The organism is Clostridium psychrophilum (assembly GCF_018861705.1).
Classification (GTDB): domain Bacteria; phylum Bacillota; class Clostridia; order Clostridiales; family Clostridiaceae; genus Clostridium_AD; species Clostridium_AD psychrophilum.
The window spans coordinates 1-7,199 of the sequence record NZ_JAHLEC010000138.1; the positions used below are offsets into that span (position 1 = coordinate 1).

The 7,199-nt window shown below is 27.8% G+C and carries 6 protein-coding genes; 2 read left to right on the forward strand and 4 right to left on the reverse strand.

The genetic code is table 11. The features are described 5' to 3' along the window. Nucleotides 1–144: 144 nt before the first annotated feature. Both KPL38_RS17330 and KPL38_RS17335 read right to left on the reverse strand, forming a co-directional pair. Nucleotides 145–954 (reverse strand): undecaprenyl-diphosphate phosphatase, encoded by an 810-nt coding sequence (locus tag KPL38_RS17330; RefSeq protein WP_216290394.1) that lies wholly within the window; start codon nucleotides 952–954, stop codon nucleotides 145–147. A gap of 168 nt (nucleotides 955–1,122) precedes the next feature. Further along, a complete protein-coding gene (locus tag KPL38_RS17335; RefSeq protein ID WP_216290395.1) occupies nucleotides 1,123–2,415 on the reverse strand; it encodes a VTT domain-containing protein in 1,293 nt (430 codons plus the stop codon). A 573-nt stretch (nucleotides 2,416–2,988) separates the two neighbouring features. Here KPL38_RS17335 and KPL38_RS17340 point away from each other — a divergent pair. Continuing rightward, on the forward strand, nucleotides 2,989–3,432 hold the full coding sequence (locus KPL38_RS17340; protein ID WP_216290396.1) for a cell wall hydrolase: 444 nt from the start codon (nucleotides 2,989–2,991) through the stop codon (nucleotides 3,430–3,432). A gap of 211 nt (nucleotides 3,433–3,643) precedes the next feature. Here the strand turns inward: KPL38_RS17340 and KPL38_RS17345 are convergent, their stop codons facing one another. Then, nucleotides 3,644–4,420, reverse strand: a complete 777-nt coding sequence (locus KPL38_RS17345) for a protein-glutamine gamma-glutamyltransferase (protein ID WP_216290397.1) — start codon at nucleotides 4,418–4,420, stop codon at nucleotides 3,644–3,646. Nucleotides 4,421–4,468: 48 nt separating this feature from the next. Continuing rightward, nucleotides 4,469–5,227, reverse strand: coding sequence for a hypothetical protein (locus KPL38_RS17350; protein WP_216290398.1), 759 nt, complete (start codon nucleotides 5,225–5,227; stop codon nucleotides 4,469–4,471). A gap of 569 nt (nucleotides 5,228–5,796) precedes the next feature. On the opposite strand from KPL38_RS17350, the gene KPL38_RS17355 reads away from it, so the two are divergent. Then, the gene (locus KPL38_RS17355; protein ID WP_281419369.1) at nucleotides 5,797–6,972 is read left to right on the forward strand and encodes a class I SAM-dependent methyltransferase; all 1,176 of its coding nucleotides are present in this window, start codon (nucleotides 5,797–5,799) and stop codon (nucleotides 6,970–6,972) included. Nucleotides 6,973–7,199 lie beyond the last annotated feature (227 nt).

The following is a 7,199-nucleotide window of genomic DNA, read 5'->3' on the forward strand; positions in this document are numbered from 1 at the left end:
TTTTTGCAAAACATAGTAATCCTCCTCTACGTACTGATTTTGATATTATTATATCATAATTACTACGTTTGGAAGTAATTACAAGCTTTTTGTGGGATAATCATGTTATAAATTATATATCATTTTGATGTGCAATATTAATAATTATTTTAATACATTCATAAATACAAGAACTAGCAAAAATACACCAACACATATTCTATATATTGCGAATACTCTCATAGGTTTTTTCTTTAGGAAGTTTATAAATTTATCTACAACTATAATAGCAACTATAAAGGATACAACAAAGCCTACGATTAACGATATAATCTCTATCGCAGTAAGAGCCATTTTAGCTTTAAATAATGTTAGTGCAGTGGCTCCAATCATTGTAGGAATTGCAAGGAAGAAGGAAAACTCTGCTGCTGCAACGCTATTTAGACCAACAATCCATGCACCCATTATTGTTGAAGCCGATCTTGACATACCAGGCCATAGTGCAAGACACTGGAAGCATCCTATCATAAGAGCTTGGGGAAGAATTATTTTATCAATACTTCCTATTACATCTTTTTTTCTGTATTTATTTTCAACGATTATCATCAAAATACCACCAAATATCAACGCAGCAAGTACAGGAACAGGTCCAAATAAAGTTGCTTCTATTTTTTTATGTAATAAAAGTCCTAATATTGCAGATGGCAAAAATGCTACAATAATATTAGACCAAAGCTTAAATCCTGAATGGCCTGGAGCTAGATTTTTTAGAGAATCCCATAACTTAGCTCGATAAAGAACTACGATTGCAAGAATCGCTCCTAGTTGAATAACAATTTCAAACAGTGTAGCAAAGTCACCAGTAAAGTTAATAAAATGACCTACTATAATCATATGTCCGGTTGAAGAAATTGGAAGAAACTCAGTTATTCCTTCAACTATACCCATGATTATTGATTTCAATATTAATATCATAAATCTCACTCACTCTCTTATAAATATTTTGTTAATAGTGTTAATTTTCCTTTCAAATTAATATACAATATATATTATATATGTGTTAGATTAAAATCATATTAAAAAAAGACTTATAGATATAGTGTTTAGATAGAATATCCATACTACAAATTAAAAACTATTATATTACAATTGAACTTTAGGCAGTATTCGATAAATTTCCAATAAAATAATGTTTATAGTTAACCAAACTCCTCCAAAGATGTACCCTGCATAAACATCACTTGGATACTCAGTTTGAAAGAAGAGTGGATTTAAGCCTGCAACTATACAAATAAATAAAGTTGTAATTAAGGCAATAGTTTTAGAACGAGCTTTTTTAACATATCGAACTATTAGATAAACTAAAAAACCATATGCAACAATTGACATTAAAGACTGATTACTTGGAAAAGTATATTGAGTATTATTTATTAGTTTTATTGAAGAAGGGCCTAAACGCCTAAAAATATGTCTTAATGCATATTGTAAAATTTCACCGCCCCCAATTACAATAAATAAGAACTGAATTTCAAGAATACGATTTGTATTCCTTCTTATAATCCATATGAACATAAAAATGGTTAATGGTATCAATACCTTAATTGAAGTTATTAATCCAAATAGTCTAATTAACAATGACCATTTTGAGTCGAAGATCGCACCTATTAAATATGATACAACAATATCAAATTGGTAGAATTCATGTGCCAAATAATCTTGTATTATACCAACTAAAAGAATATCAAACCCTAAGAAAGCAACGGCTACAACTGCAATAGCAACCTTCATTTTGCCCATAGAATGAAATATAATTACAGCCTTATTTAGAATTTTGTATGTATTTTCTATGATCTGTGTCTTATGATGTCTATAAGCATAAATAATAGTCAAAATCAAACAAATAATTAAACTGCCTATAATTGAATATTTCGATAAATAGCTATGAAATATTGACCATTTCGATCCAAGTGCTCTGCCTAATGATATAAAAGTACTGGTCCATATTAAAGCTCCCAAATATGCATTTAATGCAAATATTTTATATGAAATTTTAGTTATACCTGAAAAGTATCCAGTAATATGTCTAACACCAGGAATAAAATATGCTAAGATTAGTAACTTCTTACCAGATGAGTTAAACCATTTAGATTTTTTCTCTATTTGAGCAGGGTCAAGATGAATATAGGAACCATATTTTTCAAAAAATCTTGTCCCTAGTTTAGTACCAATAAAGTAAGAAATCGTAATACCGAGCATTACTCCAGCAGTAGCTACAAGTATACTTATAATCCAATTCATTTTAGATTGATAAACGAGAAAACCACAATATGTCATCATTAACTCTCCTGGAAGAGGAAATGCAATTAATTCGAGGATTAAAGCACTAAATAAAATTATATATCCATATTGATTAATTAGTACTATTACAGATTGCAAAATATCACGTCCTATCTTTAGTATTTATAAGAAATTGTTAATTGAATTGTTATATAATTACCCAATATATAAGAATAAAGGGACTTATTATTTTATCAAATATAGTGAATTATGTAAATCCTTTTATATTTATTATTATACATCTAGAATATTAAAAACAGATTAGGAAAATACTAAATTTTGATTAAAAAGGTATGTTGGCTTATAAAAAATAGGTTAACCAGTTGATTGGTTAACCTATTTTTTATAACTAATAGTTGTCGCCTGCCTATATTTAAACTTAGTTTATTATTATAGCATATAAGAATGTATGTTATAAAATATGAATAAATAGTTTTTAAATGTATTTTTATTTCATTATAAAGTATCTAAATATTATATCATAAAACATTTAAATTTTACAAAGTTTAGCAAACATTATTATAAATTGAATCAAAGTGATGAGAGCATGAAAGTTATCCAGTGTAAACTTTTATATTAGCAAATTTACATATTCTCTTTTAAAATTTGAGTACTATTACTAACATTGTGTATATAATAATATTGTAAAGTAATTTTTGGAGATGACTATTAATGGCTTATAGTTCTAGAGAGTTATTGGCTAGAATAATAAAGTGCGAAGCTGGTGGAGAAGGTGATAACGGTATGAAAGCTGTGGCTTCTGTGATCATGAATAGAGTTAATGAGGCTTATGGTGAATATCTTAGAATAGGTCAGGGTGATTTAAGAAAAATCATATTTCAGACAGGCCAATTCGACTGTGTGGCTTCTGAGCTTGGTGGTTTGCCTAACCCACAAACAATATATGCAAGTCCACCAGATCAAATACATTATGATATTGCTGATTGGGCTTTAGCGGGGAATAGATTATATACAACAGGCGAGTCCTTGTGGTATTTTAATCCTTATCTACCAGGTTGCCCTGCTGAGTTCCCGTTTAATGGTAATGGATCTTTCCAAGTTAGTGTAGCTAATCATTGCTTTTACAATCCTACAGCATCCTATTTTCTTACGTAATACAATTATGACAAAAATTTTTAAGCGCAGAAATTGATATCAAATAAATTTAATGTATGATAATTTAATGTATGATAATTGAATTATGCTAAAGACCACATATTTGAAGTAATATGTGGCCTTTATTGTTTTATGTGTATATAAGCAAAATAGTTATTTTGTTTAGCTTTTGTATATTATAGTATTTTATATTTTTAAGATTATTAGAATTTTAATTGCTAGGTGTTGAAATTAGTTTATAATATATATCTGATAAAGATTTGAAATCCAGGCGTGCAGCTGAATCTAATAAATAAGCAGATGTTTTTGCTCCTTTTATTCTGAATTTATTTAATTCACTAATTATTTCATCATCATTTCCTATACCTATGCCATGTCCAAAATAAACACCTTTTCCTAATTCTATAACATTCTCTCCTTGCCATTCAGGCTCTACTGGATTTACATCAGGGTTATTAAAGTATCTTCTATCCCCCGGAAAATAATCATTTTGCTTTTCTAAATAACCTGCATCTTCAAGCATATTATTTATATAATGCCAATTCATTAGATGTATTTTAGGAAATAACTGATTAAAAAATTTAGCAGTAAATAAATTAAGCAAGGATTGATAATAAATAATGATCATTGCAGTAGCACATTCAGTGCCATATTTGGAGCTATTTATAGAAATATCTTCAATAGCAGCACTGGGGAGTACTCCTCTTTTCAAAATAAAGCCACCTTCATCAGTACGATTCCAATAGGCTGAATTACATATCGACTTACGAAAGGTTCTAAAAGACATATCACTTTCATTTAAATTTTTGGAAGCAATAACAATATTATTTCGCAATTTTAATTCAAACTGTAATTGATTTAATGAATTGTATTCATAATGTTCTTTACTTAAGTCCATTTTAGTAATAATATCTTTTTCAATATCATTGGGTGTATATTCGTTTATAATAGTATCAACTTTAAAAACATGATTGGTAATTATTACCATTTACTAGCCTCCATTTATTACGTATAATGGTATAATAGCCGAAAATTGCTAAGTGGTTAGTATAGTTTTAGCAATTTTTAATTGTTTAGTAATAGAATGGTTAATCCATGATTTCCAAAAATATATATTTTCATAATAATTTTTAAATGAGAAGTCTGATAACAGAATCTTGTTATAATAATCTAAGTCGTTAAAATAAGTTAATAGGTTGTTTTCTTTCTTTGTTAACGATACGAATGGTTTACCCGTAAGAATTGATACCTGTCTACCTAGATATTTGGCATCTAAAGCTACAATATATGGTATAGGAGTAGTGGTTCTTTGAAAGCTTTCCCCTGTAAAATGTAAAAAAGAATAGTTTTCTTTGAGCCAATAAAAAAAATTCATATATTGTTTCTTGGTATCCTTCCCGATAGTCATATCTATGGAAGGGACAAAGTCTAAAAGTTTGCATGCTAATTTAACATCATTTATGTCATCTGAATCTAAATAATTTGCAATTAGCATTAAACTATAGGGATCTCTTGCTTGAAAGAAAGTCCAAATTAGATCATGAGTAAAAAGACCTTCTCTGTTTCTAAAAAATATCATATCTACAACAGCAGGCAAAATAGTTTTATCCTTATGAATCTTTATTAAAATTGAGGCCAAAACATCTAAAAATTTATCATGTTCATCGTTTAATCCGTGTTGAGGTAGAGCTATTTCAAACATGTTCTTTAAAACATGATAAGGTACTTCACTATAATTAGAACATAAATATTTAACTTTTGAAGAATTTGAGGTGGTTATGTTATCTAAACACATATAATTTCCCCCTTAATTTTTGGTTAAAAATTTAAATAACAACAAGGAATGATATTATATAATATTGTTAATACAGTCATTATGTTAAAGATATTACGTAGAAAGTGGTAAAAAATGAAAAATGATTTTCCATTAGTGGTAATAAAAAAAATATAGATTATTAGTAATAGCTTGGTAATAAAAAGTTTGTTACACAAGTCTAAAAAAGCATGATTTCAGTTGGTTTTCAGAACTTAAATTTAATGGTATAATAATAAGTGATAGTGTTACTATTTAATAGTACATTCATTTTAGTAATGTAGTATCTATTTACATACTATATGCATTTAATGTTAATTAATTTTTAATAATGAAAGTAAACATTAAGTAACCTGTTAAAAAATTGACAAACTAGTGGTTAAAGTGTTAAAAAAAGGTATATCTAGTAGCTATATTTACTAGTATAATGAGGCAACAAAAATAATAACTATAATGTCTATTAATTTTCATATAAAGGATTAGTTTTTTATGTTGAAAAATTATATAAATAAGAATATTATGTTTAATATTTAATTAAGGAGTGATAAATTTTGGTTGGTGATAAATTGTTTTATAAAACATTATTAAAAAATATGTTTTCTGACCCATTTAAACTTAGGTTTTGGGATGGTAGTGTAGAAGAATTAGGTGATGGAGAGAGTAAGTTTGAAATTATTCTTAATGAGCCAATACCAAAGAGTGATATTATAAATGATCCATTTATAACTCTTGGAGAAGCATATATGACTAAAAAACTGGAAGTAGAGGGCAACGTACAGTTAGTAATAGAATCTTTATATACTAATAAAGAAAGCTTTCTTAGCAACAGTGAAAAATATGAAAAGCTAATAAAAAAGGTAAAAAGTAGCATAAAAAGAAGCAAGGACAACATACAATTCCATTATGATATTGGTAATGATTTTTATAAATTATGGTTGGATGATAACATGAATTATTCTTGCGGATATTTTAAAAAGAATACGGATTCTCTAGATGAAGCTCAAAACAATAAAGTAAACTATATTTTGAAAAAACTAAATTTAAAGGAAGGTCAAAGTTTACTTGATATAGGTTGTGGTTGGGGGGGACTTATAATTTTAGCGGCCAAAAAATATAAAGTAAAAGCTACTGGAATTACTTTAAGTTCAGAACAACTTCAAAAGGTTAATGAAAAAATAAAGGAGGAGGGACTAGAAGATTTAGTTGATGTTAAACTTGCAGATTATAGAGAAATAAAGAATATGAGCTTTGATAGAATTGTTAGTGTAGGAATGCTTGAGCATGTGGGATTAGAAAATTTACCTGAATATTTTAAAATAGTAAATAATTTGTTAAAGGATAAGGGCCTTTCGTTACTTCATTGTATAACGGCAGTAAATAAGGGTGGTAACAATACATGGATAGATAAATATATTTTCCCAGGCGGACATGTACCAGCAATTAAAAATATAATCACTGATATAGCAGAGCAAGAATTTGAATTAATAGATGTTGAAAGCCTTAGAAGGCATTATGGAAAGACATTAGAATGTTGGGCTAAAAACTTTGAAAATGCCTTACCTATAGTAGAAAAGACTAAAAATGAAACATTCATAAGAATGTGGAGATTATACTTAAATGCCTGCGCAGCATCATTTAATTGTGGCAATATTAACATCCACCAGATATTATTTGCAAAAGGTGTAAATAATGATTTGCCTTGGACAAGAGAATATATGAATAATTAGAAGTTAATGATAAAATTGAATTTGTTGATAGTATGTGTAAGTGTGCATTGCAAAAGTAAAAAACATATAATATAAATATTTAATTTTACAAATTATTGAAAGAGCATATGCTCTTTCTTTTTTATTATATAGGAAACAGCTTGCGGAAACCGCTGTGGATAACATTTTAGATAACATTTTAGATGAAAATTAGGTGGAAAATTCAAGAGAAATATGAGATGATTAAA